Here is a 25,447-nt window from a genome sequence, read left to right on the forward strand (position 1 = left end):
ACGGAGAAAACACCCGGTGGCCCGAGGCCACCGGGTGTCCCGCTCATACTCGGTCTGAAGTTCTGCCTAACGGCGACCGGACGAGCCGCCGTCGCGGTCGTCGTCTAAGTCGTCGGCGTAATCGGCATAGCGATCCGCCAGCTCGTCGTAGGCGTCGTCGGCGTCGTCACCGTGGTTGGAGTCGTCCCTGACCCCGAGCTCGTTGCGAAGACGCTCAAGATCAGTGCCACCGCTGTTGTACTTCAGCTGGCGAGCAACCTTGACCTGCTTGGCCTTTGCTCGGCCGCGCCCCATTGGCTCGACCCCCTCGTGTGGGGTCGTGCCCGACCCCTCGTCGCTAACGCACCACGCACTGACGCCACCTGACTTGAGGCGTCAGCTCTCGTTCGACTACAACCGTACCTGTTTTACGCCCGGCTCGGTACGCCGTATGGGCGCGAGGCGCTAGTGGCCCAGCCAAATGCCCCTAATTCGCCCGACTTCCGACATTCTGCGTTCGGCAAGCCTATCGGCTGCGACCGCCGGGGGGACCCCGTCCTCAGCGGCCATGGCGAAGATCTTGAGAGTCGTGTCGTAGATCTGGGTGGCCTTTGCCTTCGCACGGTCCATGTCGAAACCGCCGATCTCATCGGCGACCTGGATGACCCCGCCGGAGTTGACCAGGTAGTCGGGCGCGTAGAGGATGCCGCGCTCGGCGAGCTCCTTCTCCACCCCGGGGTGGGCGAGCTGGTTGTTGGCCCCGCCGCAGACGATCCCGGCCCGCAGGCGGGCGACCGTCTCGTCGTCCAGCGCCCCGCCCAGCGCGCACGGCGCGTAGACGTCGACGTCGGCCCCGGTGAGCTCGGCCTTGTCGGCGACGACGTCCACCTCGGGGTGCCGCGACCTGACCCGCTCGACGGCCTGCTCGCTGACGTCGCAGATCACGACCTCGGCGCCGTCCGCGAGGAGGTGCTCGACCAGGCGGTGGCCGACCTTGCCCACGCCCTCGACGCCGACGCGCCTGCCGCGCAGGCTCGGCGAGCCGTAGGTGTGCTCGGCCGCGGCGCGCATGCCCTGGAACACGCCGAAGGCGGTCAGGATCGAGGAGTCGCCCGCGCCGCCCTGCGCCGGCGTGCGGCCGGTCACGAAGGAGCACTCGCGGGCCACGACGTCCATGTCCTCGCTGTAGGTGCCGACGTCACAGGCGGTGTAGTAACGGCCCCCCAGCGACTGCACGAACCGGCCGTAGGCGCGCAGCAGCGCCTCGCTCTTGTCCGCCGACGGGTCTCCGATGATGACGGCCTTGCCTCCGCCGAGGTCGAGTCCGGCCAGGGCGTTCTTGTAGGCCATGGCCCGCGAGAGGTTGAGCACGTCGGCCAGCGCCGCCTGCTCGCTCTCGTAGGGGTAGAACCTGGTGCCGCCGAGCGCCGGCCCGAGGGCCGTGTTGTAGATCGCGATGATCGCGTACAGACCGCTGCGCTCGTCGGAGCAGAAAACCACCTGCTCGTGCTTGGTCTGGCCGTTCGAGGGGCTGGTGTCCTGGTGGGACAGCCCGAAGACGTCGGTCACTGTGGTGACTCCCGGTCGTCAGGTCCGCCGCTCCGTCGCGGCGGAAATCAGTCTCAGGGTAACCACAACTTCAGGGACGGCGGAGGAGGAAACCCCGCCTTTCCACCAGGTGGGACGCCCGGACGGCGGCGGGCCGACGCCGGGCCCGTCCGGCGGGCCCGGCGTCGGCACCGGACAGGGAGCGGTCCTTCATGACACGATTACGGTCGTGCTGCCCTATGCCGCCTACCTCCGCGTCTACGAACCGCTGGCCGCGTTCGCCCCACGGGAACGCGCGTCCTGGACCGCCTACGCCGAGGCCTCCGACCGGCCCCGCCGCGCGGTCGCCCTGCGCGCCGAGCACGGCGAGGCGGTACGGCGCCTGCTCGGCGTGCCCCCGGCCCCCGCTCCTCCCCACGAGAGCCCCAACGCCTATCTCAGGCGCGTGGAGGACGTGCTGTACGTCTGCCCCTGGCAGAGCCGGCTGAGGTCGTGGCTGGCCTTCTCCCGGTTCCGGGGGGCGACGCCCCCCCGCCTCGCGGAGCGGTTCGTGCCGCTCACCGTCTCCCAGCAGACGGCCGACGACTTCGACAGGTTCAAGCGGCGCGGCGGCTCGGCCGCGCTGCGCACCAACATCCGGACCTCGACGTGGCACGTTCCCACGGCGTGGTTCGTCCCCTTCGACCACAACGAGCGGTGGCTCGTCCTGGACGACGGCCGGCCCGGGAGCGGCGCGACCACCACGCGCAACCTGATCTACGTGACGTCCATGGCCCACGCCAGGCGCCGCAGCGCCCGCGCCCTGCAGATCGTCCGCAGGCACGTGGGCGACGCCACGCTGGTCTCCGAGGTCGAGGAGGTGGCGCGCTGGCTGGAGGAGTTCCACCCCCACTCGCTGGTGGAGCTCGACTACGGCGGCATCGTCCACCTCATGGACGACGACACGCTGCAGGCCGACCACTCGGTCGCGGAGATCTCGGCGGCCCTGACGGGTCTGGAAACCGGCGAGGAAGAGTTGGCCTTCGCCATGTACCGGCGGGTGATTCTCCGCTGGAGATCAATACAACTTCTCGAATCAGCAAACTGAGTCGCAAATCATCCCTCTGACCTGCATAAGTAGTTCAGTCGATGACCGGTGACACATCTACGAACTGAGTAGTTTGCCGTTTTCACTGCGATACCACGAAACGTGTCGCTAGAATCACCGAGCGTGACAACAACAGGTGCACAAGAGAGATGAGCCCCGCAAAGGCTCGCCAATCGCTCTACGTGGCTGTATGGTCACATCGGGTGATGCCGCATATGGTCCGAACAGCCGCACGCAAGGGGCCATAAGCGGACATCCGTGACAAGCGTCAAGTCGCAGGATCGCTGTCGCCGGTCCACATGGAGGAGAGGCCGCACAAATGTCAGCTCGTACACCCGAGGCAGAGCCGCTGCTCACCCCGGCGGAGGTCGCAACCATGTTCCGCGTCGATCCCAAGACCGTCACACGGTGGGCGAAGGCGGGCAAGTTGACATCCATCCGCACCCTGGGTGGTCACCGCCGCTACCGGGAGACCGAGGTCCGGGCGCTGCTCGCGGGGATTCCGCAACAGCGTTCCGAGTAAGACGGGGATCGATCGCTTCAGAAACTAGGGGGACCAACCGCGCGCTCACGTCGTGGGCGCGCAGACCACACCGGTTGTGTGGGGAGCGGCGCCGCCCGCCCGGCGCCGCCCCGGCACGGCACCGGCCGTACCGTCCGCGTGCGTCGCGTGTGTCATGCTCCGTGCGTGTCGTGCGTGTCGTGCGTGTCGTGCGACGGCCGTACCGTCCGTGCGTGTCGCGCCCCGTCCGGTCTGTCCGGTGAATCGTTCCGTATCCGCTCCGTAACCGGCTGAGGGGGCCCTCCCGGATCCGTCCGGCGGCCCGCAGCCGTTTTCCCCGCGCGCCACGCCGCGCGGACGACACCCTCGTCGATCCTCATCGGCGATGTCCTGCCTGGTCGGAGGCTCCCTCCGCGCGGCGCTCCGCCCGGGGCCCGCCCGCTGGGCCGGACGACCGCGGCCATCGCATGATCGGACTTCCTGAACACAGGCCGTACCCCATCGGGTTCTCGATCGTTTTGAGTGACAGGTGCCCATCCACCATCACGGGGGAGAGCCATGTCAGGTCCGCCGATCAACGCCACCGCCACCCGAGCCCGAGGGCTCACCGAGCCCGTCGCGCCCGACGGCTACGGACCCCGCCCGCGACCGACGATCCGTAACGTCGCCGAACGCGCCGGTGTCTCCAAATCGCTGGTGTCACTCGTCCTACGGGGGTCGCCGCACGTCAGCGAGCATCGCAGGCAGGCCGTACTGCAGGCGGCCAGGGAGCTCGGCTACCGGCCCAACGCGGTCGCCCGCAGCCTCGTCGAGGGCCGCACCCATCTGGTCGGCGCGCTCGTCGCCGACCTGCACAACCCGTTCTACGCCGAGTTCCTGGACGGCCTGCAGGAGAGCCTGCACGGCGACGGGCTCCGGCTGCTCATCGGCAACAGCCAGTGGGACCCCGCCTTCGAGGACGAGGCCGTGGGAGCGTTCCTGGAGCTGCGGGTGGACGGTCTGGTGCTGCTCGGCATCGCGCCCACCAGCGAGACGCTGATCGAGGCCACCTCCTACACGCCCACGGTCGTGGTGGGCGAGCGGGAGACCGACCTCGGCGGCGTGGACATCGTCGTCGACGACGACCAACTCGGCGCCCGCCTGGCGATCGACCACCTGGTGGAGCTCGGCCACCGCCGGATCGCCCACATCGAGAGCTCCCGGTTCTCCTCGGGGTGGTTCCGCTGCGAGGGATACCTGGTCGCGATGCGCCGCCGCGCGCTCGCGCCGTACATCATGGTCGAGCAGGGCGACTGCACCGAGGAGGGCGGCGCCGCGGCGGCGCGCGTCCTGCTCACCCGCACCCCCCGGCCGACCGCGATCTTCGCCGCCAACGACACGGTCGCCATGGGCGTGCTCACCGCGGCGGCCGAGCTCGGCCTGCGGGTGCCCGAGGACCTGTCGGTGGTCGGGTACGACAACACCCACCTCGCGGGGACCGCGCCGATCTCGCTGACCACCGTCGAGCAGCCGCGCCGGAACATGGGCCGTTCGGCCGCGGCACTGCTCAGCGACCGGATCGGCGACCCCGGCAAGGCCTCGCGGCTGCGCCAGGTGACACCGCAGCTGGTCGTACGGCGCACCACCGGCCCGGCTCCGGACTGAGGCGCCCGCCTGGATGCGCCGCACCGCGCCCAGGCGGGCCCCAGATTCCCGTCAAGACCTGGTCAACCCCCGAAGTGGCGGCAAGCCACCGGTGTTCACTCCTGGATGACAGGAGGGGGTTGACGATGCGTGATCCAGAACTGGTTTCATGCGCCCAGCGCGCGGCCGCCGAGCTGGAGCGGGCGTGGGCACACTGGAGGGCCGCCCGAGGCCGCGCCGGGGACGTCGGCGCCGAGTCCGTGGCGAGTTATGTGGCCCATTCGATCGACCACCCGTGGGGGCGCCCGCGCGTGGTCCTCGGGCTGGACGCCGAGGACGCCCGGGAGCTCGCCTCGCTCCTCACCAAGCAGGAGATGGGCGACCACGTCTGGTGACGGTGGCGCCGGTCACGCTCCGAGCCACGTAAGTTGGGTGGTTGACGACTCCTTCGAGGGGGATGAGCGTGACCAGCAAAGCACTGGCGACGGTTCTCGTCGCCTGCGGCCTGAGCGCCGCCGCGTGCGGTGGCGGCGCCGCCGCCGCGGGCCCGGCGCGCGACGCGGAGCCCGCGCCCCGCGCGGCGAATCCGGCGGCGGCCCCGAGCGGCCCCGCGACGGAGACGACCCCGGCGACCGCTGCGCGGACCACCCCGCCGGCGGCCGGGAGCACCCCGGCGAAGCCGCTGAGCGGCAAGACCGTGGTCATCGACCCGGGCCACAACGGGATGAACTACAAGTACCCAGCGAAGATCAACAAGCAGGTCGACGTCCTGACCCAGCGCAAGGCGTGCGACACCACCGGCACCGCCACCGACAGCGGCTACAGCGAGGCCGCCTTCACCTGGGACGTCTCCCGGCGGCTGGCGAAGATCCTCGAAAGCCGGGGCGCGACGGTGAAGCTCACCCGGCACGGCAACGACGGCGTGGGCCCCTGCATCACCGAGCGGGCCGCGATCGGCAACAAGGCGAAGGCCGACGCGGCGATCTCCATCCACGCCGACGGCGCGGGCCCGGCCGACCACGGCTTCCACGTGATCATCCCGAAGAAGATCGGCGGACCGGTCGACCCGGTGGTGGCCGACTCCCGGCGGCTCGGCCTCGACATCAGGAACGCCTACCGCTCGGGCACCGGCGTCCCGTACTCCACCTACATCGGCTCCAAGGCGCTGAGCTTCCGCAGCGACCTGGGCGGGCTGAACCTCTCCACGGTCCCGAAGGTCTTCATCGAGACCGGCAACATGCGCAACGCCGGTGACGCCGCCAAGCTGAAGAGCCCCGAGTTCCGGCAGCGGGCCGCCGCCGCGCTGGCCGCCGGGCTGCAGACCTACCTGAGGTGACGCGCGGCGCGATCCCGGGGGTGCGTGGTCCGGCCGGAGTTGGCATGATCTGAAGGCATGACTGACCTTCTGCCGCGTCCTGTCCGCTTCGATCCGGCCGGCGGGTCCTTCGACCTCCCCGCCGGGGCGGGCGTCACGGGCCCCGCCGGGCCGGTGGACGCCCTGCGGCGGGCGCTGCCCGCACTGGACCTGCGTCCCGCCGGGCACGGACCGGTCACGATGACGGAGGACCCGGCGCTGGGCGAGGAGGCCTACACGCTGGAGGTGACGCCCGAGGGCGTCCGGGTCGCGGCCGGCGGCCCGGCCGGCGCGTTCTACGCGGGCCAGACCCTGCGGCAGGCGCTCGGCGCCGAGGCGTTCCGCGCCGCGACGGCCCGCGGCTCCTGGACGGTGCCGTGCGGCCGGGTCGAGGACGCGCCCGCGTTCTCCTGGCGCGGGGTCCACCTGGACGTGGCGCGGCACTTCCTGCCCAAGCGCGAGGTGCTGCGGATGGTCGACCTCATGGCGGCGCACAAGCTGAACCGGCTCCACCTGCACCTGGCCGACGACCAGGGCTGGCGGACCGAGAGCCGCGTCGCGCCCCGGCTGCACGAGATCGGCTCGCACCGGCCCCGCACGATCACCAGCCTCCGCGGCGAGGAGGACGCCTTCGACGAGGTGCCGCACGGCGGTCACTACACGCTCGCCGACCTCGCGGAGATCGCCGCCTACGCCAGGGCCAGGGCCGTGACGGTCGTGCCGGAGATCGACGTGCCCGGCCACGCCTCGGCGATCCTCGCCGCCTACCCCTCGCTCGGCGCGCGGGCCGCCGACGGCGGGGAGCCCGAGCCCTTCGCCGTGCTGGACCGCTGGGGCATCTCCCCCGCGATCCTGTCCCCATTGCCGGAGACGATCGAGTTCCTGACCGCCGTGTTCGACGAGCTGCTCGGCGCGCTGGGCGAGACGCCCTACGTGCACATCGGCGGCGACGAGTGCGTGCTCGACGACTGGGCCGCCTCCCCGGCCATCACCGCGTTCCGCGAGGAGCTGGGGCTCGCCCGGCCGAGCGACCTGCACGCCTGGTTCCTGCGGCGGCTGGCCGACGACCTGGCGGGCCGGGGCAGCCGGGCGGTCGTCTGGGACGAGGCGTTCGTCAGCGGCGCGCTGCGGCCCGACACGATCGTGATGCCCTGGCGCGGGACGGGGGTGGCCCGGCGCGCCGCCGAGGCGGGCCACGACGTGGTGCAGACGCCGGTCTTCCCGCTGTACTTCGACTACGCCGAGTCCGCCTCGGAGGACGAGCCGATCGCCATCGGTGACGCGATCACCGTGGCGGACGTGGCGGCCTTCGACCCCGCGCCCGCCTCGTGGACGGCCGGGCAGCGCGGGCACGTGCTGGGGGCGCAGTTCCAGCTGTGGAGCGAGCGGCTGCCCGACGGGCGGGCGGTGGACTACCGCGCCTGGCCCCGCGGCTGCGCGCTGGCCGAGGTCACCTGGTCCGGCGCGGCCGGCGCCGACCTCCCCGGACGGCTCACCGGCCACCTGGAGCGTCTGGACGCGCTGGGCGTCGAGTATCGTCCGCCGTCCGGGCCGCGCCCCTGGCAGCTGGGCGGCGCGGGCCACCGCCGTCACCGGCCGCGGGCCGTCAAGGTGGAGGAGGTCATGCGGCGGCTGGAGGAGATGACCCACCTCGCCGACTCCACCCGGCCCAGCATGGGTCAGCCGGCGACCTCGTAGCCGGCTTCCTTGATCGCGGCGCGGATCGCCGCGTCGTCGGGGGAGTCGCCGGAGACCTCGACCCGGCCGCTTCCCAGGTCGACCTCGACCCCGGTGACCCCGGGGACCGCGCCGACCTCCTCCTTGACCGAGCTGACGCAGTGTCCGCAGGTCATCCCGGTGACGGTATACGTGATCACGCTCATCGGCGCCTCCAACCCTCGTTTTCCTCCGGTGAGGGTATCCGCCCGGACCGGCGCGCCGCGGTCCAGGTGGCGCGATACCCGATTCGCGCGATACGACCCTGATCCGCCGTACGCCTCAGCCCGCCGTACGGCCTCGACCCGGTATGGGCCCCCGGTCCGCCGTGGGCCCTCGGTCCGGCATGGCTCCCGGTCCGCCCCGTACGGCCTCAGTCCGCCGTGAGGCCGATGATCTCGCGCAGGTCGGTGACGCCGCGGCGGCGCAGCCGGCGGGACAGCTCGCGGTTGATCCGGTGGGCCCACAGCGGCCCCTCGTAGATCAGCGCGCTGTAGCCCTGGACGAGGGTGGCCCCGGCGAGCAGGCGCTCCCAGACGTCGTCGGCGTCCTCCACGCCGCCCACCGAGACGAGCGTCAGGCGGTCGCCGACCCGGGCACGCAGCCTGCGCAGGACCGCGAGCGAGCGGTCCTTCAACGGGCGGCCGGACAGCCCGCCGGTCTCGTCCCAGTGCTCGTCGGCCCGGCCGTTCCGCCCGGCGTCCAGGTCGCGGCGGATCGTGGTGTTGGTGGCGATGATGCCGTCGAGGCCGAGGTCGAGGGCGAGGTCGGCGATCGCGTCGATCTCGTCGTCGGTCAGGTCCGGAGCGATCTTGACCAGCAGCGGGGTGCGGCGGGGGGTGGCGTCGGCAACCTCCTTGACCGCCGCGAGCAGCGGACGCAGGAGCTCGACGGCCTGGAGGCTGCGCAGGCCGGGGGTGTTCGGGGAGCTGACGTTGACGACGAGGTAGTCGGCCGGCGGGGCGAGCTTCCGGGCGCCGGCGACGTAGTCCTGGACGGCCTCGGCCTCGGGGACGACCTTGGTCTTGCCGATGTTGACGCCCACGACGGCCGGGACCCCCCGGGGCCGGCTCAGCGCCCGGGCCGCCGCGTCCGCCCCGGCGTTGTTGAAGCCCATCCGGTTGACGATGCCCCGGGCCCGGGGGACGCGGAACAGGCGGGGCCTGGCGTTGCCCGGCTGGGCGTGCGCGGTGATCGTGCCCACCTCGACGTGACCGAAGCCGAGCGCGGACATGGCCTCCACGCACCCGGCGTCCTTGTCGAAGCCCGCCGCCAGCCCGAACGGCCCGGGGAAGTGCACGCCGAACGCCCGTACGCGCAGGGCGGGGTCACGGGGGGCGAGCCGCCGGTGGACGAGCCGCTTGGCCACGGGCGTCGCCGACAGGAGGTGGAGCGCGCGGACCGTCAGATGGTGCACATCCTCCGGGTCGAAGCGGCTGAGGACCTGCGTGAACACGAATCGATACATCACCGATCAGATTAGTGCCCCCGGCGAGCGGTACGGCTCGCCGCGGGCCGCCCGTTCACCTCGGCTCGCCCGCCTCCTCGCCCAGTACCTCGGCCGCGAGGTCGGCCACCCGGCGGCGGCTGTCCCTGGCCCGCTTGCGCAGGCCGGTGAACGCCTGGGCCGCGGTGAGGTCGTGCTTCCCCATCAGGTAGCCGATGGCCCGCTCGATGACGACCCGGTAGTCCAGGGCGTACTGGAGCTGCTCGGCCAGGGCGCTCTTCTCCTCGGCGGCCATCGCGGCGCTGAGAAGCTGCTCGATCACGTCGGCGTAGGCGTAGAGGGCCTGGACATCCGATTCGTCCCACTCGTACGGCTCGGCCTGGTAGACGTTCAGGGTGCCCACGGGGTCGCCGCCGAGCCGCACCGGGACCCCGGCGACCGCCCGCACCTCCGGGTGGAGCAGGTCGGCGAGCTTCGGCCAGCGCCGGTCCGAACGGACGTCGGTCGAGGTGACCGCGGTGTCCTCCGCGTAGGCGGACACGCACGGGCCCTGGCCGAGGTGAAGCTGCGCGCCTTCGAGGCTGCGTCCCCGGTCGTCGGTGGCGACCAGGTAGCGCAGTTTGCCGCCCTCCTCGGCGAACATCAGGCCGGCGCCCGAGTAGCCGAAGAGGGTGTCCACAACGTCCACGGCCCGCTCCAGCTGGTGGATGATGCCCTTCCCCTGGGCGGACGAGGCCGTCTGGAGGCGTCTGAGACTCGCGACCAGTGAGTCCGGATCGACATGGGTCATATGTGTGGCGCCTTTCAGCGTCGGCCTACCTACTTGACGTGAGCGTTATAACTGCCCAGAAATAGGAGAAATAACGGTTATTATCTTTGGGGCGGTCACCCCGAGTCCAATGGGACGCTCTCCTGCCCGGGATCTCACGGGCCGCCGTTCACCGCCGGTCCGGTCTCGGGAGCCGGGGCGGTCCGAGTCCGGGTACGGGTTCGAGTCCGGAGCCGGCGACCGGGGCGACCCGGGTGCGGGGGTTCGGTCACGGGTGGCCCGGCCGCCGGGTTCCCGGCGGCCGGTCGACGTGCCGCCCGCGCGCGCCGGCGCGGGGAACTCCGCGCCGGGGGTCCGGGTCGTAGCCGACGGGCCGGGATGGTCCATCACCTTGAGCCATGGGAAAAGCTTCCTCCGAGCCGAGGCAGCTCCGCGGACGCAAGGCGGAATGATCTGCGGCAAAGACTAGTGCCGTCGGGTGCCTTGGGCCAATCGCCCAAGGCGGGCCACCGTCCGGCGCCCGGCGCGGCCGACCCGCCGCGTCCCAGGGCACGATCCGGCACGTCTCCCGGCACCGCTTGGCACGTTCCGCAATCGCCGTCAACAGGGTTTTAAGTGATCGGCAAGTGGAAGGCGGCAGAGTGAGGCATATGAGCACTCTGTCGCGTTCCGTAGCAGTCCACCGCCGGCGCACCCTGGCCCGTGTCATCCTCCGCGACCTGGAGGAGACCGGCGCCACCACCGTGCCGCCGTGGTGGGAGCCGGAGATCGAGCGGGAGTTCGGCGGCCTGGGTGGGTTCCTCGCCGAGCTGAGCCGCCAGTGGTGGACCGCCTACGCGGCGCACCTGGACGCGCTGCTCGAACTCGGCGCGAACGACCCGGCCCAGGCGTGGCGGGACGTCACCGAGCAGATGCCGTGGTTGCGCGCCGTACTCGACTCCCACGCCGGAGAGGCCGCCCTCGCCGAGGCCGAGCGGCGGCACTGCGACGTGTTGCGCTGGACCACCCGGCGCGAGGCCCGCCGCGCCGCCTGACAGGGGTCTCCGGCCGCCACGGGCCGGATCACCGGCGGACGGCGGCCCCCTCACGATCTCCCCTTTCACGGCCTCCCCCTTCACGGCCTCTCACTTTTACGGTCTTCCACGCATATCCGGGTGTCCTCGGGTACCCGTAATGAATGCTCAAGTCGCCCAGTCGCCATGACAGCAAGGCGTCGGACCGCCGTCTGGGTACGCGGCTCACCCTCTCGGTGGCCCTCGTCGCGCTGTTCGCCGTGCCGTTCATCCTGCTCCTCGTGTTCGTCGTCTCCTCCTTCACCCCGCTGAACGACCTGGATGAGAGCGTGGCGCGGAGCCTGCACACCCGCGCCCTCGCCGAACCTCGCTACACGCACTTCCTGAGCGTGGCGACCGAGGTGCTGGGGCCGAACGTGTGGCGGGCGCTGGTGGTGGCGGCGGCCCTGTGGCTCTGGTACCGCGGGACCCGGCGGCTGGCCGTGTGGGCGGTGGTAACGATCACCGTCAGCGGGCTGCTGAACCTCGCGGTCAAGGAGATCGTGAACCGGGCGAGGCCCGTCCTGCCCGACCCGGTGGCGACGGCGCCGGGCGCGTCCTTCCCCTCCGGGCACGCGATGGCGGCCGCCACGGGGGTGTGCGTCCTCGTGCTCCTCCTGCTGCCGTACCTGAGGAGCACGGGCGCGCGCGTGGCCGCGTGGACCGTCGCGGCGGCCGTCGCCGTCTTCGTCGCCTACACGCGGGTGGCGCTCGGGGTCCACTGGCTCAGCGACGTGACCGCCGGGGTGACCCTCGGTGTGGTGGTGGTCGCCGGGACCGTCGCCGGGTTCGAGAGCTGGCGGCGCGAGGAAGGCCACAGGCCGGTCGAACCGCACAAGGAAGGTGTCGAGCCGGAACGTTCTGAGGAGGTGATTTAGGGTAGCTCGCGCGCCATGTCGAAAACGTCGATCGACTTCAAGAACGTGGCGCGCCTCATCCTGCTGCCACTGGTCCTCATGGCGGCCCTGACGATCGGCGTCGGGCTCCTCATCACCAAGGTCCTGCAGACCACCACCCTCATCGCGAACGACGAGGGGGTGAACGCGGCGATGGTCAAGGGCCGGAACGCCTTCTGGAACTCGCTGACGGACACCTTCACCGGATTCTCCGACATGCCGACGATCATCATCGGCACCGCGGTGCTCGTCATCGTCTTCCGGCTGGTGTTCAAGCGCTGGAACGAGTCGGTCTTCCTGGCCCTGGTGGTGTTCTCCCAGTCGGCCATCTTCCTGCTGGCGACCGTCTTCGCCCAGCGCAAGCGGCCCTTGGTGCAGCACCTGGACCCCGCGCCCCCCACCTCCAGCTTCCCGTCGGGCCACACCAGCGCGGCCGTCGCCTTCTACTGCGGCCTCGCGCTGATCATGACCCTGCACACCCACCGCTTCAAGATCCTCAACGTGCTGTGGTGGGCGGTCGGGCTGGGAATCCCCCTGATGATCGCCTACTCGCGGATGTACCGGGGCATGCACCACCTGACCGATGTGAGCTGGGGCTTCCTGCTCGGCCTGGTCTGCATCGCGGTGGCGGCCAACGCGCTGCTGCGGAGGCGGCCGTTCGGAGGGGAGAGGCCCGTCATCACCCAGGACACGGCGAAGAGCGGCACCGGGAGGACCGCGGGGAACGCGAAGAACACGGTCACGACATAGCGGCCTCGCCGGGATCGGCGATCCGGGCGCCCGCCGCGGCGAGTTCCTCCTCGACCTTCCGGGAGACGACCGCGGCGGGCTCCCCGGCCGCCCAGGCCCGCTCGGGCGGCGTCGCGAGGGCGGTGGAGACCTCCCGGGCACCGGGTCCGGGGGTTCGAGCATGTCTCGCCGGACGTCGACGAGAAGCGGGATCTTCGAGGGCCGAACTCTAGTTCGACTTATGACACGGGGGAATCCTATAGTGACGGAACCGGGCTTCCGGGAAAGCAGAGGCAGATTACAAGATCACTTTTTGTATCCACATGATCGCTCTATGACACGAAGTACGATGGAAGTCCCGACAAGGAGATTCACTCCTTCTCCTCAGGGCAGGAGCAGTCAGCCGACCGGGTCTTCATCGTCCGGCGGCCCCCTCAGGAAGGAATCCCGCCCATGGATCGTCAACCCGTCGTCTGCGCCACCTGCAACGGCGTCCCACCCGCCGCGGACGCGCACGCCTACACCTCGCAGCGAGCCCGGCTGATCGTGGCGAACGGATACTGCTCCTGCCGGTCCGCCGCGGACGCCGCCCACCCGGTGCGGGGACGTGCCGAACAGGCCCCCGCGCAGGCCGCACAGCCGCAGCACCCCGGCTCCGCCGAGGGGGACGCCACGCCGGAGTCCGCCCCGCAGAGCCGTCCCCGGGAGGAGCGTTCACCCGCGGAGCACGCCACGATGGTGCGCGCCTGACCCAGCCCTCCCCGCCGGCCGACCCCCTCCACCTCGGCCGGCCCTTTCCCCGATCCATCGCACCCGCCGCGCCGGACGACCGCCGCGGCTGCTTCGCCTTTCACCCCGACACGCGCCATAGCCAGCAAACGGGGCAAACATAGAGGTGAGGGGCATACAGCGGGTCGGGGGATGCCATGCAGACACGTGACGAAGGTCTGATCGTCGTCGGATACGACGGCTCGGAGGCGAGCGAGCAGGCGGTGCGCTGGGCCGTCGAGGAGGCGCGGATGCGGTTCGTCCCGCTGTGCGTCTGCCACGTCTGGCGGCAGCCGTACCCCGTGAACTTCATCGATCCCGCGACGATGGACGTCCTGGCGCACATGGGCCGATACGTCCTCGACCGGGGAGTCGACCTCGCCCGGGGGCTGGCGCCGAGGCTGGACGTCAGGGGCCGCCTCGACACGGGCTCGCCGACCGCCATCCTGCTGGCCGAGTCCGCGGCCGCCGACCTGGTGGTGGTCGGCCAACGCGGAGCGGGCGGGTTCGAGGAGCTGCGCGTCGGCTCGACCGCCTCGCAGCTCGCCGCGCACGCCTACTGCCCGGTGGCCGTCGTCAAAAACCTCCCACGGTCGCGCGAGCGCCGCGTGGTGGTGGGCGTGGAGAGCACCCGCATGGAGCGGGGCGAGCTGAAGGTCGCGTTCGAGGAGGCGCGGATCAGGCGCGTTCCCCTGTCCGCGTTCTGCCTGTGCCCCGCGGGCACCGACGACCCCAAACCATTCGCCAAGCGCTTCTACTGCGACATATCGGTGTGGGAGGAGAAGCATCCCGGGGTCGAAGTCGAGACCGTCATGGACTCCCGCCCCCACACGCGGCTGCTGCGCCGGGCGGCCGAGGACGCCGGCCTGGTGGTGATCGGCGACTACGGGGACGACGACCCGGTGGAACTGCCCCTCGGCCTGGTCTGCCAGGCGCTGCTGCGCGAGGCGCCGTGCACGGTCATAGTGGTTCCGTCTCGGAGGTCTGCCACATCTTCTCGGTGACGTGCCGCCGTTCGGCCCGGATGATGTGGATGACCGCGTTGATCAGCGCGAGGTGGGTGAACGCCTGGGGATAGTTCCCCAGGTGGCGCCCGCTGTAGGGGTCGATCTCCTCTGCGTAGAGGCCCAGCGGGCTGGCGAAGGACAGCACCTTCTCGCAGAGCTTGCGGGCCCGGGTGTACTCCCCGATCTCCACCAGCGCCGACACCAGCCAGAACGAGCAGATCGTGAAGGCCCCCTCCTCCGCGGCCATGCCGTCGTCGGTCTCCTTGGGGTCGTAGCGCAGCACGAGGTCGTCGACGGTCAGGTCGTCGGCGATGGCCAGCACCGTGGCGCGCACCCGGGGATCGGTCGGCGGCAGGAACCGCAGGAGCGGGATGAGCAGCAGCGACGCGTCCAGCTCGTCGGTGCCGTAGTGCTGCCGGAAGGTCCCCCGCTCGCTGACGCCGTAGGTGCACACGTCCTCGTGGATCTCGTCGGCCACCGCCCGCCACTCCTCCGCCAGTTTCGGGTCGTCGCGGAGCCGGGCGAGCCGCGCGCCCCGGTCCACCGCCACCCAGCACATGACCTTGGAGGAGGTGAAGTGCCGGCAGTCGCCGCGCACCTCCCAGATGCCGCGGTCGGGCTCCCGCCAGTACTTGATGGCCGACTGCACCTGACGTTTCAGGACCGGCCAGATCCGCTCGTCGAGGTGGTCCCGGGAGCGGGTGTGGATGTAGAAGGACTCCAGGACGGCGCCCCAGACGTCGTTCTGGCGGTGCTTGTAGGCGGCGTTGCCCACCCGGACCGGCCTGGCCCCCTCGTAGCCGCCCAGCCGCTCGATGACGTGCTCCGACAGGTCGCGCTCCCCGTCGACGCCGTACATCACCTGGAGCTCCTTGTCGCGCTCGGCGATGTCGGCGATGAAGGCGAAGAAGTCCTCGGCCTCCCAGTCGAACCCGAGGGTGTACAGGCCCCAGAGCGCGAAGGTGGAGTCGCGGATCCAGGTGTAGCGGTAGTCCCAGTTGCGCTCCCCGCCCGGGGTCTCCGGCAGGGACGTCGTCGCCGCCGCGACCAGCGCGCCGGACGGGGCGAAGGTCAGCCCCTTGAGGGTGAGGGCGCTGCGTTCCAGGAACCCGCGCCACGGATGGTCGGGGAAGTCGCCCCTGGCGAGCCAGTGCTGCCAGTGGTGGGCCGTCCACACGAGCCTGCCGTACGCGTCCTCGAAGGTGCGGGGCGGCTCGTGGGCGGTCCAGGAGAGCGCGCAGAACCGCGTCTCGCCCTCCCGGAGCAGGGTCCGCGCCTTGGCCCGCGCCTTCTCGAACCCCAGGCGCATGTCCGTGGTCAGCGTGAGCTCCAGATCGGTCCCGTCGGCGCGGGCGACGCCCTGGTGGTAGCTCTGGCCGGTGTAGTCCCATCGGACCGGCCTGCGGCCGTAGTCGAACACCGGCTCGCAGTCGAGGACGACCTGCATCTCCCCGCTGACGCAGCGCACCGTGCGCAAAAGCACGTGGGCGGCGTCGTAGTCGGTCGGGGCCCTGCGGTGGGTGTGCGACAGTTCGTCCTCGTGGTGCCACGGACCCATGAGCAGCGCGTCGCGCACCACGATCCAGCCGCTCGGCGAGCCCCAGCTCGTCTCCAGCACCATCGTGCCGGGGAGGTACCGGCGCGCGGAGGGCACCCTGAGGTCGGCCGGGCCGATCCGGAACCCCCCGGCGTCCCGGTCCAGCATGGCGGCGAACACGCTGGGCGAGTCCATCCTCGGCAGGCACAACCACTCGACGTTCCCGCTCGGCGCCACCAGCGCGGTGGACTCGCAGTCGGACAGGAAGGCGTAGTCCGCGATGGGCGGGAAGGGCGAGAACTCGTGGAGCCCGGAGCCCGGCGGCGGGTTGGTCGTCATGGATGCCCCCGCTTTCCCGGAGACTCGTGGAGCGGTTGATCACGAACGCCGATATCACTACTTTAGGCATGAAACCGCAGGTAGGGAAGGTGGACGCCCGCCCGCGGGCCGTAGCCCGGACAGGCGGGCGCCCATCCGCGGGCCGTGAGTGCGGGCCGTCAGGTGGTGGAACCGGCCAGCCTCTCGAAGCCGCCCGGGAGCTGTGAGGCGACGTGGCCGAAGACCTCGTCGCCGGCGGTCTCGCGGAGGACCGTCAGGACGGCCTGGACGCCCTCGGTGGCCGCCTCGGTGTTCAGGCCGGCGTGCCGGGCCACCCGCGTGATGAAGTCGTCGAGCCCGAACTGCTCGCTCCTGCCCTCCGCCGGGACGAGTTCCGCGAGGGAGTCGGGCAGCCGTTCGGCGAGGTAGCGCGCCTCCCCGGAGCTCAGCCGCGCGCCGAGCGTCCGCAGCACCGCCCGGGTGAGGTCCGCCGCCTCCTCACGCGTCAGGACCGTGCGGTCGGCGACCGCCTGGACGAACTCCTTGTATTCCACTTCGGTCTCCTCTCGTCGTCCGGCTAGCGTTCCCACCCGTTCCGGAAACGAACACCAGGCACGAAAGAACTCAAAGATGTGGAATCAGGGCGCCCTCGCCGCAGGGCCGCATATGGCGACGTTATGCAAAATCGTGGGGTTCTCCGGCCCCCGCGTCGATGACAGCTTGGGGGCGACCCGGAGCGCCGGGTCCGGACCGGCCCGCGGTCACCGTACGGCCCCGTCGTACCCGGGCCGGTCCGGGCGGCCTCCGGCGCCGGGCGCGTCCGGCGGGCCGTACGGCGTGCCCGTCGCGGCACGCGGACCCGCCCGGACGCGAGGCATGTTTCCCCGACCCCCCGAGGAGGCCACCGTGGACGCCGAGAACACCCGACCCGAGAACGCCGAGGAGAACGGAGGCGGAGGCATCAGCCGCAAGACGCTGCTGAAGGCCGCCCTGGTCGCCGTCCCGGCCGCCCCGCTGCTGGCCGGCCGGGCCATGACGCCGGCGAGCGCCGCGACGGGCGGCCCGCTCCCCCTCACCCCCGCCTGCGACGACGGCGACGCCCCGACGATCCAGCAGATCGAGGGCCCCTACTTCAAGCCGGGCTCGCCGTTGCGGACCTCGCTGGCCGGGCCCGGCACGCCGGGCGTCCCGCTGACCGTCAGCGGGTACGTGTTCGGCCGCTCGTGCCGGCCGATCGCCGGGGCGCTGCTGGACTTCTGGCAGGCCGACAACAACGGCGCCTACGACAACACGGGATACACCTTCCGCGGCCACCAGTTCAGCGACGCGCAGGGCGCCTTCCGGCTCACCACGATCGTGCCGGGCCTGTACCCCGGCCGGACCCGGCACATCCACGTGAAGGTCCAGGCCCCGAACGGGCCGGTGCTCACCACCCAGCTCTACTTCCCCGGCGAGCCGCGCAACAACACCGACACGATCTACAACCCGGCGCTGCTCATGACCGTGCGCACGGTCGGGTCGGGCAGGGAGGCGACGTTCGACTTCGTGCTCGACGTCACCGCGCCCGGCCCGAGCCCGTCCCCGACGACCACCCCGCCGCCGAACGGGGGCGGGACCTGGCAGGCCGGGACGAGCTACCGGGCCGGCGACCAGGTCACCTACGGCGGCGTGACCTACCGGTGCGTCCAGGCGCACACGGCCTACGCCGGGTGGGAGCCCCCGAACGTCCCTGCCCTGTGGCAGCGCGTCTGACGCGCCGGCCACGGGCGCTCAGGGCGCCGGCGCGCTCGCCGTCCCGTTTCCGGGGTCGGGGACCTCACGAGGGGGGTCCGTGATCTCGTGGGGGGGCAGGGCGGCGAGCGCGCGCAGGGCCCGCAGGAAGCCGTCGCGGTCGCCCTCGGGGAGACGCGCCAGCAGGCGCTCCTCCCCGAGGCGGATGCCCGCCCGCGCGGAGTCGCGCAGCCGGCGGCCCTCCTCGGTCAGCGACAGGAGGCGGGCACGCCGGTCGGCGGGGTCGGGGATCCGCTCGATGAGCCCCCTGCGCTGGAGGTCGTCGAGCACCCCGATGATGCGCGTCTTGTCCGCGCCGATGGACTGCGCGAGCGCGGCCTGGGTGCGCAGCGGCTCCCCCTCCAGCGCCAGCAGTACGCCGTACGCCCACATCGACAGGCCGTGCTCGGCCAGCACGGGCCGCTCGGCGTCGATCAGCGCCCGGGTCAGCGGGAGGAACATCGCGGCCAGGTCGGGACGGTCCGTCACGGCACTCCACTATACGGTTGACAGATAATAAGCTTCCGTAGACGATAAGCATCTGCTTATCGATCTGAGGAGCCGCCGTGGACATCAGGGAAGCCGTGGACATCCGGGAGGCGGACAGGCGCGCCGTCCGGGCGAGCGTGGACGTGGTCGCCGGGGCGTCGGCCGCCGACCTCGGGCGGCCGACGCCGTGCGAGGGATGGACGCTGGCGGACCTGCTCGCCCACATGACCGCCCAGCACCACGGTTTCGCCGCCGCCGCCGAGGGCCGCGGGGCCGACCCCGAGGTGTGGCGGGTCCGTCCGGCCGGAGCCGACGCGGTCTCCGCCTACGCCGAGGCCGCCGAGCGGGTGACGGCGGCGTTCGCCGCGGACGGCGTGCCGGACCGCGCCTTCGCCCTGGCCGAGTTCGGGGCGAAGGCGGTGTTCCCCGCGTCCCAGGCCATCGGCTTCCACTTCATCGACTACCTCGTGCACGGCTGGGACGTCGCCCGCTCGCTCGGCCTCCCCTTCGTCCCGGACGCGGACCTGGTGGAGGCCGCCTGGCCGATCGCCCTGGCGGTCCCGGACGGCGAGGGGCGCCTCGCCCCGGGGGCGGCGTTCCGGCCGGGACTGGCCGTCCCCGCCGACGCCTCCCGCTTCGAGGTGATCCTCGGCATGCTCGGCCGCTCCCCGGACTGGTGGCCGCCCGTACGGTGAGGCCCGCCCGGACGGCGAGACCGGCTCAGGCGATGGTCCCCGTCCGGACGGCTCCCGGATCGGCCGGCCGGCCATGTCCGGAGACGGGCGCCGCGCGGGCGGCGGGTCGCGTCCGGGCTCCGGGTCGCGTCCGGGCTCCGGGTCGCGTCCGGGCGCCGGTCAGGCGCGGAAGGCGTCCGCGTGCTCGGCGACCCAGCCGGCGAACGTGCGCGCCGGACGGCCGGTGACCCGCTCCACGACGTCGTTGACGATGTTGGGCTCCTCCGGCACGTCGCCGAACACGCCGATGAGGAAGTCGATCAGCTCCTGCGGCTGCCCCTCGGCGGCCATCCGCTCGCGCGCCTGTTCCTCGGTCAGCTCGACGAACTCGACGGGCCGGCCGATCACCTCGCCGATGACGCGGACCTTGTCCCTGGTGGACAGTCGCTCAGGCCCGGTCAGGCCGTACGTCCTGCCCGCGTGGCCGCCCTCCGCCAGCGCCGTGGCGGCCACGGCCGCGATGTCGGCCTCGTGGACCACGGCGGTGGTCGCGTCGCCGAACGGCTCGTGCACCACCCCCTCGGTGCGGACCGGCTCGGCCCACTTCAACGCGTTGGACATGAACTCGGTCGGGCGCACGAAGGTCCACTCCAGGTCACTCGCCCGTACGGCGGGCTCCAGCGTGCCCTGGTCCCAGCCTCCCAGGACGGTGACCCGGCGCACCCCGGCCTTGACCGCCAGGTCCACGATCTCCCGCCCGTTGCGCAGCAGGCCGTAGTCGTCCCCGCCGAAGTTGATGAGGTGGACCGCGGTGACGCCGTCGAACGCGGCCACCAGGCTGTCCGTCACGGTGAGGTCTCCGGCCACGACCTCCACCCCGGCGGGCACGGCGGCCCGGCCCGGGTCCCGGGTCAGGGCGCGCACCCGGCGGCCGTCCCGGACGAGCTCGTCCATGATGTGACGGCCGACGGTCCCTGTGGCCCCGGTCACGAGAAAGGTCATCGCGGTCTCCTCCGCTCGGTTCCTGCTACGAGAGGGACGCTACGGGCGGATGCGGAAGGCTTCTTTCCTTGATTGCGAGATTCGTGCATCCGATCGCGGTGGCGGGGCGGCACACTTCCCGGATGACGTACAGGACATACGACGGCCTTGCGGACATATGACCGGATACCGATAGTTTGCCAAGCATGAACGTCGCCATTACCGGTGGATATGTCGTACCTGTTGACGGGGAGCCGATCGACGGCGGAACCGTACTGATCCAAGATGGCAAGATCACGGCGATCGGGCCCGCGGCCGAGATCGCCGTTCCCGAGGGCGTCACGACCGTCGACGCGGGCGGCTCGTGGGTGCTGCCCGGCTTCGTCGAGGCGCACGCCCACCTCGGCGTCCACGAGGAGGCCGAGGGCTGGGCCGGCCAGGACACCAACGAGATGACCGACCCCGTCGGCGCCCGGATGCGCGCCCTCGACGCGATCAACCCCGCCGACCTGGGCTTCGCCGACGCGCTGTCCGGGGGCGTCACCACCGCCGTGATCAAGCCCGGCTCCGGCAACCCCATCGGCGGGCAGACGGTCGCGGTCAAGTGCTGGGGCCGTACGGTCGACGAGATGCTCGTCCGCCAGCCGGTGAGCGTGAAGAGCGCCCTCGGCGAGAACCCCAAGCGCGTCTACGGCGACCAGAAGAAGCTGCCCTCCACCCGGCAGGGCGTGGCCGCGGTCATCCGCGACGCGTTCACCAGGGCGCAGGACTACCGGGCCCGGCGGGAGCACGCCGCGGCCGAGGGCAGGCCGTTCGACCGGGACGGCACGCTGGAGGTCCTCGTCCGGGTGCTCGACGGCGAGCTGCCCTGGTGCCAGCACACCCACCGGGCCGACGACATCGCCACCGCCCTGCGGCTGGCCGACGAGTTCGGCTACCGCGTGATCCTCAACCACGGCACCGAGGGGCACCTGCTCGCCGACCTGATCGCGGAGCGGGAGGCGCCGGTGATCATCGGCCCGCTCTTCACCAGCAGGTCGAAGGTGGAGCTGCGGCAGCGGTCGCTGCGCAACCCCGGCATCCTGGCCAGGGCCGGCGTCGAGCTGGCGATCACCACCGACCACCCGGTGGTGCCGATCCACTTCCTCGTGCACCAGGCGACGCTGGCGATCAAGGAGGGTCTGGACCGCGAGACCGCACTGCGCTCGATCACGCTGAACCCCGCGCGGATCATGGGTCTGGACGACCGGGTCGGCGCGCTCCGGCCGGGGCTGGACGGTGACGTGGTCATCTGGTCGGGCGACCCGCTCGACGTCATGAGCCGCGCGCTGCGGGTGTTCGTCCAGGGCCGCGAGGTCTACTCCTTCTCGGCGGAACGGGGCGAGGGCGAGGTCGCCGACCCCTACTACCGGGAGTCCTGACCGGCCCGCCGGTCCAGGGTGAAGACGGCGGAACGACACACCGCCGGAGAACCGCGCCTCACCGTTTCCCACGGCCTAACCTGCGAAAACAGGATCAGGCAACAATCGGCTCGCACGCTCTCCGCCTCTCCGCCGGACGCGGGCGAGCCCCGGGGCGGGGGCACCAGTGAAGATCGGTTACAAGCTCGCGGCCGAGGCGTTCGGCCCGGACGACCTCATCCGGCAGGCCGTACGCGCCGAGGAGGCCGGGTTCGACTTCGTGGAGATGAGCGACCACTTCCACCCCTGGCTGAACGTCCAGGGGCACTCGCCGTTCGTCTGGACGGTGCTGGGCGCCATCGCGGCGAGGACCGAGCGCATCGGGCTGGCGACCGGCGTGACCTGCCCGACCGTCCGCTACCACCCGGCGATCATCGCCCAGGCCGCCGCGACGACGGCCCTGGTGTCCGGCGGGCGCTTCACCCTGGGCATCGGGTCCGGGGAGCGGCTCAACGAGCACGTCGTCGGTCTCGGCTTCCCCGACACCGTACGGGTGCGCCACGAGATGCTCCGCGAGGCCCTGGAGATCATCCGGCTGCTGTGGCAGGGCGGATACCGGTCCTACGAGGGCGAGTACCTCCGGCTGGAGGACGCCCGGGTGTTCGACCTGCCCGAGAAGGCCCCGCTGATCATCGTGGCGTCCGGCGGCCCGCACGCCTCCCGCATCGCCGCCGAACTGGGGGACGGGCTGTTCGCCACCGAGGACGAGCCCGAGCTCGTCCGGCACTACCGCGAGGCCGGCGGCGACGGTCCCCTTTACGCCGAGGTGCCGGTGGCGTGGGCGCCGGACGAGGAGGAGGCGGTCCGGGCGGCCCTGGAGACGTCCCGGTGGGCGGTGACCGGCTGGAAGGTCATGAGCGAGCTGCCCAACCCGGTCAACTTCGAGGCCGCGAGCGCCACCGTCCGAGAGGACGACATCCGCGCGCAGTTCGCCTGCGGACCGGACCCGGCGCGGTACGCCGAGAAGGCGCAGGGGTTCGTCGACGCCGGCTTCGACCACCTGGTGATGCAGAACGCCGGGCCCGACCCCGACGGCTTCATCGACTTCTACCGCGCCGAACTGGACGAACGACTCCGCGCCCTGACCCCGTCACACTGACCCTCCCGGCCCCTCCGGTGTCCCCGGGAGACCGGCGCGGGCTCCCCCGGATCACCAGAGGGTCCAGGGGCTTTCCACGCCGCCGCGGTAGGAGGCCGTACCCGTCGGTCTCCACCGCTGGCGGACGTCGTGCTTGGTACCGGCGCGCGGAGCCGTCGCGGTGAACGGGCCGCAGGTGACGGTCGCGCCGTCGCTCGGCGGGGCGACGCCCGCGCAGACGAAGGGCTGGGAGACGTTGGTCTCGTTGTCGGTGTCGTACAGCTGGACGTGGACGTCCGAACGGACCGAGCTCGACCCCCTGATCCGTCCCATGAGCTGGAAGACATCGCCCACCATGGCCATGCAGGGCGACGCTTCCACGCCGGTGCCCGCGCCGGCGGAGATCCACGGGCGGCAGCGCCAGACCGGTTCCGCGACCTGACGCGGGGGCTCCGCCGTACGCTTGCCGGCCGGCTCCGGTTCGGTCGCGCTCTTCGACCGCTCCGGCACGGCGGTGCGGGGCTTCGACGTCGGGGTACGGCGCGCGGCGGGCTTCTCCGGGCCCGGCCGCGCGGGCCGCGTGGGGACGGCCGCCTCCGTGGTACGGCTGCGCGCCGGTCGCTCCTTCGGGTCCTTCGGGTCCTCCGGGGTGGCGGTCGCGATCGCGGGGTCCCCGGTCGGCCCATCGGCCGGCCCACCGGTCGGTTTCACCTCCGCCGCGGCCCGGCCCCCGGCCATCTGGAGGTCCGCGGCCCGCCACGGCGCCGCGAAGGCCACCGCGGCGGCGGTGAGCGCCAGCGCCGCGCCGGCGGCCACGAGGACGGCCGGCCTCCGGAACGGCCCGCGCCGCTCCGCTCTCCCGGCCCCGCGGCCTCCGCCGGCGTTCCCCGGAGGCACGGTTTCGTGAACGGCCGGCCCTCCGTGGAACGCGTGCCCGGGAGGGGGCACGGCACCGCCCGCGACCGGCCCCGCGTGGAGCGCGTGCCCCGGAGGGGGCACGGTCCCGTGGGCGGCCGGGTCCGGACGGGAGGTGTTCCCGGACAGCGGCTCGGAGGTGACGGCCGGGGCGTCCTCCCTGGCCACCGGGGGCAGCGCGGGCAACCCGGCCAGCGACGGAACGGCCCCGCGCAGCGCCGCGGCCACCTCCCCCGCGTGCGGACGTCCCGCCGGGTCCTTCGCGGCGCAGTCCGAGATGATCCGCCACAGTGCGTCCGGCATCCCCGGCAGCCTCCGGGGCGCGGCCGTCGCGTGCAGCCGGAGCAGGGCCATCGGGTGCTCGCCGACGAACGGCGGACGGCCGGCGAGCAGCTCGTACAGGATCAGCCCGGCGGCGTAGACGTCCACCGCCGGGGTGGCGGCCCCGCCGTCGGCCACCTCGGGCGACAGATAGGTCGGCGTGCCGATGATCGAGCTGGTCCGGGTGAGGCCGGGGCCGTGGACGATGCGGGCCACGCCGAAGTCCGTCAGCCGTGCCCGCCCGGTGGCCCCGTCGAGCAGGATGTTGCCCGGCTTGACGTCGCGGTGCACGATGCCCGGCGCGTGCGCCGCCGCCAGCGCCTCGGCGACCTCGGCCACCAGCCCGGCCGCCTCCGCCGGGGGCAGAGTGCCGCGCCGCCGGAGCAGCGCGCGGAGGTCCCCGCCCTCGACGAGGTCCATCACCAGGGCGAGGCGCTCACCCTCGATGACGAAGTCGCGAAGCGTGACGATGTTGGGGTGGCGCAGGCTCCGCATCACGTTGCGTTCCTGTACGAACCGCAGGACCAGGTCCTCGTCTCCGGCGAGGCCGTCGCGCAGCAGCTTCACCGCGACGATCTCACCGGTGTCCCGGTGCCTCGCCCGCCAGACGCTCCCCATCCCGCCGGCGCCGATCTCGTCCAGGAGCACGTACCGGCTGCCCAGAGACGCCCCCGCCCCGTCCGCCGCCATCGCCCGTCCCTCCCTCGACCAGATGTAGATCACAATAGTGAGGAAGATCCCATTCAGGGGAACCTTCGATGAGGCCCGCCCGGCATCACAAACTCGCCGTATCGCACGCGGACTCCGGTTTCGACACCATCTGCCGCCGCCCGGTCTGTCCAGGACCCGCCGCCGCTAAGGTCCAGATCATGCAGATCATCAAGAGTGCGGGTGAATGGGCGCGACCGGCCGCCGGGGCCGCCAACGACTGGATCGAGCACCTCAGGGTGCCGGACCTGTCCGTCGGAACGTACTGCATCCCGGCGGGCGGGACCGACACTCAGAGCCCACACACCGAGGACGAGATCTACGTGGTGACGGCGGGGCGGGCCCGGATCGTGACGCCGGACGGTGAGGCGGAGGTCGGCCCCGGCTCCGTGATCTTCGTCCCGGCGGGCGAGGAGCACCGCTTCGCGGACATCGCCGAGGATCTGGCACTGCTGGTCGTGTTCGGTCCGGCCTACGGTTCGCGCGCGGGCTCCCGGATCTGACCTCGGCAGGGGCCGCACCGGTCCCGTTGAGGTGCGCCTGGAAGGCACGATGGTCATCATGCGAACGGAGGATGACGGTATGGGGGGGAACCGCCGGCGGTCCGACCGGCCCGGCGCGGCGGGTGGCCGATGTGCGGATGCCGCCCACCCACACCGACGAGGGTCTGCGCGCCGCGCTGGAGATCCGGCGGCGATGGCCGCAGGTCAGGGTCCTGG

General features: G+C 72.1%; 26 protein-coding genes and 1 pseudogene. 17 read left to right on the plus strand and 10 right to left on the minus strand.

The window, feature by feature from the left end:
* Positions 1 to 66: 66 nt before the first annotated feature.
* Positions 67 to 294, minus strand: coding sequence for a DUF3073 domain-containing protein (locus tag ACZ6W9_RS35420; RefSeq protein ID WP_362935902.1), 228 nt, complete (start codon positions 292 to 294; stop codon positions 67 to 69).
* A 150-nt stretch (positions 295 to 444) separates the two neighbouring features.
* Entirely contained in the window at positions 445 to 1,548 is a 1,104-nt protein-coding gene (locus ACZ6W9_RS35425) for a Leu/Phe/Val dehydrogenase (protein WP_362935899.1), read from the minus strand.
* Between the two features lie 208 nt (positions 1,549 to 1,756).
* On the opposite strand from ACZ6W9_RS35425, the gene ACZ6W9_RS35430 reads away from it, so the two are divergent.
* The 6 genes from ACZ6W9_RS35430 to ACZ6W9_RS35455 all read left to right on the plus strand — a co-directional run bounded on the left by ACZ6W9_RS35430 (position 1,757) and on the right by ACZ6W9_RS35455 (position 7,791).
* Positions 1,757 to 2,614, plus strand: coding sequence for a DUF8083 family protein (locus ACZ6W9_RS35430; protein WP_389970281.1), 858 nt, complete (start codon positions 1,757 to 1,759; stop codon positions 2,612 to 2,614).
* A 319-nt stretch (positions 2,615 to 2,933) separates the two neighbouring features.
* On the plus strand, positions 2,934 to 3,137 hold the full coding sequence (gene bldC, locus ACZ6W9_RS35435; protein WP_013133571.1) for a developmental transcriptional regulator BldC: 204 nt from the start codon (positions 2,934 to 2,936) through the stop codon (positions 3,135 to 3,137).
* A gap of 675 nt (positions 3,138 to 3,812) precedes the next feature.
* Positions 3,813 to 4,760: a LacI family DNA-binding transcriptional regulator gene (locus tag ACZ6W9_RS35440; protein ID WP_389970284.1), complete on the plus strand. Its 948-nt coding sequence runs from the start codon at positions 3,813 to 3,815 to the stop codon at positions 4,758 to 4,760.
* A gap of 125 nt (positions 4,761 to 4,885) precedes the next feature.
* Complete coding sequence (locus ACZ6W9_RS35445; protein ID WP_179822413.1) at positions 4,886 to 5,134, plus strand: hypothetical protein; 249 nt, start codon at positions 4,886 to 4,888, stop codon at positions 5,132 to 5,134.
* Between the two features lie 62 nt (positions 5,135 to 5,196).
* Entirely contained in the window at positions 5,197 to 6,075 is an 879-nt protein-coding gene (locus tag ACZ6W9_RS35450; protein WP_470121688.1) for an N-acetylmuramoyl-L-alanine amidase, read from the plus strand.
* Between the two features lie 57 nt (positions 6,076 to 6,132).
* Positions 6,133 to 7,791 (plus strand): beta-N-acetylhexosaminidase, encoded by a 1,659-nt coding sequence (locus ACZ6W9_RS35455; protein WP_389970288.1) that lies wholly within the window; start codon positions 6,133 to 6,135, stop codon positions 7,789 to 7,791.
* Here ACZ6W9_RS35455 and ACZ6W9_RS35460 read toward each other — a convergent pair.
* The 3 genes from ACZ6W9_RS35460 to ACZ6W9_RS35470 all read right to left on the minus strand — a co-directional run bounded on the left by ACZ6W9_RS35460 (position 7,773) and on the right by ACZ6W9_RS35470 (position 10,046).
* On the minus strand, positions 7,773 to 7,976 hold the full coding sequence (locus tag ACZ6W9_RS35460) for a heavy-metal-associated domain-containing protein (protein ID WP_389970291.1): 204 nt from the start codon (positions 7,974 to 7,976) through the stop codon (positions 7,773 to 7,775). The genes ACZ6W9_RS35455 and ACZ6W9_RS35460 overlap by 19 nt on opposite strands.
* A gap of 206 nt (positions 7,977 to 8,182) precedes the next feature.
* Positions 8,183 to 9,277, minus strand: coding sequence for a quinone-dependent dihydroorotate dehydrogenase (locus ACZ6W9_RS35465; RefSeq protein WP_470121679.1), 1,095 nt, complete (start codon positions 9,275 to 9,277; stop codon positions 8,183 to 8,185).
* Positions 9,278 to 9,332: 55 nt separating this feature from the next.
* Positions 9,333 to 10,046, minus strand: coding sequence for an ANTAR domain-containing protein (locus tag ACZ6W9_RS35470; RefSeq protein ID WP_389970296.1), 714 nt, complete (start codon positions 10,044 to 10,046; stop codon positions 9,333 to 9,335).
* Positions 10,047 to 10,675: 629 nt separating this feature from the next.
* On the opposite strand from ACZ6W9_RS35470, the gene ACZ6W9_RS35475 reads away from it, so the two are divergent.
* The 5 genes from ACZ6W9_RS35475 to ACZ6W9_RS35495 all read left to right on the plus strand — a co-directional run bounded on the left by ACZ6W9_RS35475 (position 10,676) and on the right by ACZ6W9_RS35495 (position 14,474).
* The gene (locus tag ACZ6W9_RS35475; RefSeq protein ID WP_362935875.1) at positions 10,676 to 11,059 is read left to right on the plus strand and encodes a hypothetical protein; all 384 of its coding nucleotides are present in this window, start codon (positions 10,676 to 10,678) and stop codon (positions 11,057 to 11,059) included.
* A gap of 143 nt (positions 11,060 to 11,202) precedes the next feature.
* Positions 11,203 to 11,955 (plus strand): phosphatase PAP2 family protein, encoded by a 753-nt coding sequence (locus tag ACZ6W9_RS35480; protein WP_389970300.1) that lies wholly within the window; start codon positions 11,203 to 11,205, stop codon positions 11,953 to 11,955.
* Positions 11,956 to 11,970: 15 nt separating this feature from the next.
* On the plus strand, positions 11,971 to 12,723 hold the full coding sequence (locus ACZ6W9_RS35485) for a phosphatase PAP2 family protein (protein WP_389970304.1): 753 nt from the start codon (positions 11,971 to 11,973) through the stop codon (positions 12,721 to 12,723).
* Between the two features lie 432 nt (positions 12,724 to 13,155).
* Complete coding sequence (locus tag ACZ6W9_RS35490; RefSeq protein ID WP_389970306.1) at positions 13,156 to 13,452, plus strand: hypothetical protein; 297 nt, start codon at positions 13,156 to 13,158, stop codon at positions 13,450 to 13,452.
* 176 nt (positions 13,453 to 13,628) lie between these two features.
* Positions 13,629 to 14,474: a universal stress protein gene (locus ACZ6W9_RS35495; protein ID WP_362935863.1), complete on the plus strand. Its 846-nt coding sequence runs from the start codon at positions 13,629 to 13,631 to the stop codon at positions 14,472 to 14,474.
* Here the strand turns inward: ACZ6W9_RS35495 and ACZ6W9_RS35500 are convergent.
* Together ACZ6W9_RS35500 and ACZ6W9_RS35505 are read right to left on the minus strand one after the other, a co-directional pair.
* Entirely contained in the window at positions 14,431 to 16,353 is a 1,923-nt protein-coding gene (locus ACZ6W9_RS35500) for a glycoside hydrolase family 15 protein (protein WP_389970311.1), read from the minus strand. The genes ACZ6W9_RS35495 and ACZ6W9_RS35500 overlap by 44 nt on opposite strands.
* Positions 16,354 to 16,511: 158 nt before the next feature.
* A complete protein-coding gene (locus ACZ6W9_RS35505) occupies positions 16,512 to 16,886 on the minus strand; it encodes a DUF2267 domain-containing protein (RefSeq protein ID WP_362935857.1) in 375 nt (124 codons plus the stop codon).
* Positions 16,887 to 17,238: 352 nt separating this feature from the next.
* Between ACZ6W9_RS35505 and ACZ6W9_RS35510 the strand changes: the two genes are divergently transcribed.
* Entirely contained in the window at positions 17,239 to 18,084 is an 846-nt protein-coding gene (locus ACZ6W9_RS35510) for a dioxygenase family protein (protein WP_362935854.1), read from the plus strand.
* An 18-nt stretch (positions 18,085 to 18,102) separates the two neighbouring features.
* Here ACZ6W9_RS35510 and ACZ6W9_RS35515 read toward each other — a convergent pair whose 3' ends face one another.
* Positions 18,103 to 18,591, minus strand: coding sequence for a MarR family winged helix-turn-helix transcriptional regulator (locus ACZ6W9_RS35515; protein WP_389970315.1), 489 nt, complete (start codon positions 18,589 to 18,591; stop codon positions 18,103 to 18,105).
* A 77-nt stretch (positions 18,592 to 18,668) separates the two neighbouring features.
* On the opposite strand from ACZ6W9_RS35515, the gene ACZ6W9_RS35520 reads away from it, so the two are divergent.
* Complete coding sequence (locus ACZ6W9_RS35520) at positions 18,669 to 19,286, plus strand: TIGR03086 family metal-binding protein (RefSeq protein ID WP_470121683.1); 618 nt, start codon at positions 18,669 to 18,671, stop codon at positions 19,284 to 19,286.
* A 159-nt stretch (positions 19,287 to 19,445) separates the two neighbouring features.
* On the opposite strand, the gene ACZ6W9_RS35525 is transcribed toward ACZ6W9_RS35520, so the two are convergent.
* Positions 19,446 to 20,267: an NmrA family NAD(P)-binding protein gene (locus ACZ6W9_RS35525; protein WP_389970321.1), complete on the minus strand. Its 822-nt coding sequence runs from the start codon at positions 20,265 to 20,267 to the stop codon at positions 19,446 to 19,448.
* 185 nt (positions 20,268 to 20,452) lie between these two features.
* On the opposite strand from ACZ6W9_RS35525, the gene ACZ6W9_RS35530 reads away from it, so the two are divergent.
* Positions 20,453 to 21,667: an amidohydrolase gene (locus tag ACZ6W9_RS35530; RefSeq protein ID WP_362935845.1), complete on the plus strand. Its 1,215-nt coding sequence runs from the start codon at positions 20,453 to 20,455 to the stop codon at positions 21,665 to 21,667.
* 166 nt (positions 21,668 to 21,833) lie between these two features.
* Entirely contained in the window at positions 21,834 to 22,805 is a 972-nt protein-coding gene (locus tag ACZ6W9_RS35535) for a TIGR03557 family F420-dependent LLM class oxidoreductase (RefSeq protein WP_389970324.1), read from the plus strand.
* Positions 22,806 to 22,856: 51 nt separating this feature from the next.
* Here the strand turns inward: ACZ6W9_RS35535 and ACZ6W9_RS35540 are convergent, their stop codons facing one another.
* Positions 22,857 to 24,710 (minus strand): serine/threonine-protein kinase, encoded by a 1,854-nt coding sequence (locus ACZ6W9_RS35540; RefSeq protein ID WP_389970327.1) that lies wholly within the window; start codon positions 24,708 to 24,710, stop codon positions 22,857 to 22,859.
* 179 nt (positions 24,711 to 24,889) lie between these two features.
* On the opposite strand from ACZ6W9_RS35540, the gene ACZ6W9_RS35545 reads away from it, so the two are divergent.
* Together ACZ6W9_RS35545 and ACZ6W9_RS35550 are read left to right on the plus strand one after the other, a co-directional pair.
* Positions 24,890 to 25,231: a cupin domain-containing protein gene (locus ACZ6W9_RS35545; RefSeq protein ID WP_389970330.1), complete on the plus strand. Its 342-nt coding sequence runs from the start codon at positions 24,890 to 24,892 to the stop codon at positions 25,229 to 25,231.
* A gap of 110 nt (positions 25,232 to 25,341) precedes the next feature.
* Positions 25,342 to 25,447: pseudogene (locus tag ACZ6W9_RS35550) on the plus strand (DNA-binding response regulator); the annotation flags it as partial.

The sequence above is a fragment of the Streptosporangium sp. NPDC053982 genome (assembly GCF_055585205.1).